This window comes from Massilia sp. TWP1-3-3, from assembly GCF_049897805.1.
GTDB lineage: Bacteria > Pseudomonadota > Gammaproteobacteria > Burkholderiales > Burkholderiaceae_D > Telluria_A.
This window is the reverse complement of the sequence record NZ_JAFCWX010000080.1, coordinates 1-3,886: the sequence shown is the minus strand read 5'-3', so window position 1 is coordinate 3,886 and position 3,886 is coordinate 1. Positions and strand designations below refer to the sequence as shown.

Here is a 3,886-nt window from a genome sequence, read left to right as displayed (position 1 = left end):
GCCAGCGGCCGCAGCAAGCGCTGCGCATTGCGGTGCAGGGCCAGCACCGCATCCTTGCCCTGTTTCGCCATCAGCCCGTGCAAGGTGCGGCGCTGCCGCTGCAGGCTGTGGATCGCCTCGGTCTGGGCGCGGCCTTCATCAACGGTGAGCACGATGCAGCGGTTCATCAGCTCCTCGTCGATCTCGATGGCGGTGGTGGTCAGGAAGATCATCACCGGTCCCGTAACGCGGTACTCCTGCGTGACCAGGTTGCCGCTGTTGGCGTCCTTGCCGGTCGAGGCGATGGTCAGCTCACCTTCGCTTTGCAAGAGCTTCAATGCATAGCTGGCGCGGCTGGCGCCTTCCTCCTCGACGATGGCCAGGATCTTGTGCTGCAGGTTCGTCTCGCCCATGTAGAACAGGCTCTGGCCGGTCATGGCGCTGTACTTGATGCGCTCCTCCTGCGGCATCATCGCCAGCACCGCGTCCATCAAGCTCGACTTGCCGGCCGCCGACGAGGACTGCACCACGATCGCCAGCGGCCGGTCCAGCTTGCGGCTGACCGCCGCCAGGTAGCCCACCAGTTTATTGGTGCGCTCGCCCACCAGACCGCAGGCGTCGAAGTCCGCCACGATCCGCTCCAGCAGGCCGGGCGCGCGCAGCATCGCCAGGGCCGCTTCGCGCTCCACGTCGCTCAGCGCCGGCACGGCCGGTGCCGCCGTGGTCGCCGCCTTGATGCGTTCGTCCTGCAGCGCTTCGAGTTTGAGTAGGATGCGGCCCAGGTCATGCTTGATCACGTCGTCGCGCACGCCCAGCTCCTTGGCCGCCTGCTGCAGGTAGTGGCTGCGGCCCTTGGCGCTGTACAGGTCCAGCGTGTCAACGTGGAAGCGCTCGCCGACGGCCACCAGCAGATTGATCTTCAACGTCTCCGGCGACAGGTTTTTCGGCAGGCCGCGCACGCGGTAACGTCGTTCGTCGAACGTGAACACGACCTCGTCGGCCTTGACGTCGGCGGCGATGGTTGACGACGGGGGCGCAGCCGCAGGTGAAGCTGCTAAGGCACGAACAGGCGCGGTTTCCAACGACGGCGCGGGCGTCTCGCATTCCACCGCTTCAGGGTGCTGGCCTGGCGCCTGCGGCGCCGCGCCTTTCCCCATCCACGCCGCCTTGCGCACCAGGATGCCCAGGCTCTTCGATGCCGGCGTGACCTTCAGCGCGTAATCGGCCGCATCCATCCCTTTCGGGAACGCGATGCGGCAGCAGTCGATGCCAGCGGCAAGCAGCTGTTCGGCCAGCGCGCCGGCGGCCTTGTCGCCGGCCTCGTCGCGGTCGTAGGCAATCAGCACGCGCTTGACGCCGTTACGCGCAAACGCGGCCACGTGGTCGGGCGTGAAGCCGGCCACGCCGTAGCTGGCCGTCACGTTGTGGAAGCCGGCCTGCCAGAACGCGAGCGCGTCTATCAGCGCCTCGCACAGGATGATCTCGTCGCACCGCAGCGCCTGCGCGTTCCACACGCCCTTGTGCGGCCCGGGCAGGTACAGGTGCCGTGGCGTATCGCCGCGCAGGTCGTCGCGCAGCTTGCGGCCGTACACCTCCGTCACGTTGCCATCGCCGTCGATCACCGGCACCACGATGGAACCGTTGAAGTGCTCGTGGCCCGATTCGCGCAGGATGCCGATCTCGCGCAACCGGCTCTTGAGGCCCGCAGCGTCTTGCGCGCGCTTCGCCGGCAGGCGGTAGCCCAGCGTGCGGTTGGCATAGCCAAGCTTGAAGCGTGCGATCATTTCCGGATCGGTCAAACCGCGCTTGGCCAGGTAGGCCAGCGCCTCGGGCGATTCGAGCAAGGTCTGGTGGTAGAAGTCGACGACCTGGTTCAGCAGCGCGGCGGCGCCGACGGTGGGTTCGACCGGTGGCGCCAGCTTGCGCACATGCGATCCCGTGACCGGCTGACCAACCCCGGCGGCTAAATCAGGATCGGCACGCAGCAGTTCGACGGCGTGGCGGAACGAGACACCGTTGGCCCGCATCACCCAGTCGATGGGGCCGCCGCCAGCCTGGCACGCGCCCAGGCAATGCCATAGGTTCTTGTCGGGCGTGATCACCAGCGATGGCGTCTTGTCGGCGTGGAAGGGGCAGCGGCCCAGCAGGTTGCCGCCCTGGCCTTTCAGCTCGATGCCGCGCGCTTCGGCCAGTTGCTGCACCGATACGTCCTGCTTTAGCCGCTCGATCTCTTGCTCCGGGATGCGTGCCATGGATTCGCCTTTTGCTCCAAACCCTGTCAAGGGGGTAAACGTAAAAATAACTCGCGGCGAGTATACTACGATTCGTAGTATACTCAACTTCATTTTGTAAAACAGGGGTTATCGTATGGCTGTCCCATCCCATGAACTGACGACAGCCGCCATGACCATCAGCACCGAAGAGCGTGACTTTTTTATCGCATTGGGCGAGCGCATCGCCAACCTGCGCAAGACGCACGCCATCACCCAGGTGCAGCTGGCCGAGGCGCTGGGCGTGTCGCAGCAGACCGTGCAAGCCTACGAGGTCGGGCGCCGGCGCATACCGGTGTCGGCGCTGCCGGTGGTGGCGCGTTTGATGCAGGTGCCGATGGAGGAATTGTTTGGGGAATCAAGCCGTGCCGGCCGCGGCAAGCGCGGGCCGATGTCGCAGCTCGAACGCAGCATCGAGCGCATCGGCGAGCTGCCCAAGCAGAAACAGAAATTCGTGATGGAGATGCTGGAAACGGTGCTGGCCCAGGCCAACGCATAGACGCATTTCCTTAGCCGCTAAAAGAAGAAAGCCACTCGCATCCGGGGCTCCGGAGGAAGTGGCTTTTTTTGTTTTAAAAGAAGGAAATCCTACCGATCAGCTAGTGCCCAAATGTCGGCTTTCACCCTCTGCCGCTCACATCCGAACCTGACACCATCGCCAATCACTTAGGGCACATGCACGGAAAGAATTTCGTAAGCAAAACCAACACTCTCTTCATAAACACGCACCTCCAAAACTAAGTCGCTCGCTCCTTCCTGCTCGGTGTAAAGGTCAACCAAGGCGTCCCAATATCCAATCATCCACTGACACACTGAAGTATGCCACGTGGCTTCTGGCAGGCTGGTCAATCGAGCGCCATAGCGGTTGATGTTGCGGGCAATTCTAATTTCATCTTCTGTCGAAATTGGGCGAACTCCATCGACGCGTCGGACAAGATCGAAATCACCATTTTTTAATCCCTCTACTATCTCAGTTAATGCGCGCCTCCATTCGGTTGGAATCGGACTTTGGTTAAACTCGTCTTTCAAAACAGGCACAATTTCATTCATATTTACTTTCCATCATGAAGTTCCTTATGGCAGTCTTTGCAGACTTCTGAATGGTTATCAGTTGTTGTGGTTCCACCATCAGCATGACGTGTCTCGGAATGATGTCCACTTGAGTTTGACTTATCGATGTCCGCACCGCAACCGTTTCCGCATTTATGATCTTGCTCTGCTCGTTTTGCCTCACGCTCCCCTGGGCTAAAAAGACGCTTCGGATCTCTGTCCGCCGCTGGCACGCTACCAATTCCTGTGGGAAGCTTCGGCAAAGTGCCGGAATTACCAACAATGCCCGGCGCCGTTGTCGGTGCAGTCGGCGTAACCGTAGGCCTAGGCGTCGACGGCCCGCTGCCACTTGACTGCATCGAGTTCGAAATCTTGTCGACAGCGTAAAGTCCGGCGATGACCACGACCGATGCCGCAGCAAAACCGCATACTGGGCCACAAACCAACATGCCTCCACCAAAGGCAGGCAAGGCGGCAGGGTTTCGCCCATCAGGATCGACGTATTTGTATGGACTGTTATTGGCATAGGCGTACCGATTGAAACTTGATCCGGTATTTCCATCCGTCACCACCGGATCAATGCTCAA

Annotated in this window: 3 protein-coding genes and 1 pseudogene; 1 reads left to right on the top strand and 3 read right to left on the bottom strand. The window is 61.3% G+C overall.

What is annotated here, in order from left to right; all coding sequences use genetic code 11:
* Window positions 1-2,231, bottom strand: a 2,231-nt coding sequence (locus tag ACP7D4_RS27645; RefSeq protein ID WP_426212619.1) for a CHC2 zinc finger domain-containing protein, incomplete at its 3' end; no start/stop codon positions are given.
* A gap of 115 nt (window positions 2,232-2,346) precedes the next feature.
* Between ACP7D4_RS27645 and ACP7D4_RS27640 the strand changes: the two genes are divergently transcribed.
* Entirely contained in the window at window positions 2,347-2,748 is a 402-nt protein-coding gene (locus ACP7D4_RS27640; protein ID WP_426212618.1) for a helix-turn-helix domain-containing protein, read from the top strand.
* Between the two features lie 167 nt (window positions 2,749-2,915).
* On the opposite strand, the gene ACP7D4_RS27635 is transcribed toward ACP7D4_RS27640, so the two are convergent.
* Entirely contained in the window at window positions 2,916-3,299 is a 384-nt protein-coding gene (locus ACP7D4_RS27635) for a DUF7668 domain-containing protein (RefSeq protein ID WP_426107932.1), read from the bottom strand.
* Window positions 3,300-3,301: 2 nt separating this feature from the next.
* A pseudogene (locus tag ACP7D4_RS27630) lies at window positions 3,302-3,886 on the bottom strand (hypothetical protein); the annotation flags it as partial.

What these genes read in the sequence shown, in the direction of transcription:
- ACP7D4_RS27640 (WP_426212618.1), top strand. Translation starts at nt 2,347, where the DNA reads ATGGCTGTCCCATCCCATGAACTGACGACAGCCGCCATGACCATCAGC.
- ACP7D4_RS27635 (WP_426107932.1), bottom strand. Translation starts at nt 3,299, where the DNA reads ATGAATGAAATTGTGCCTGTTTTGAAAGACGAGTTTAACCAAAGTCCG.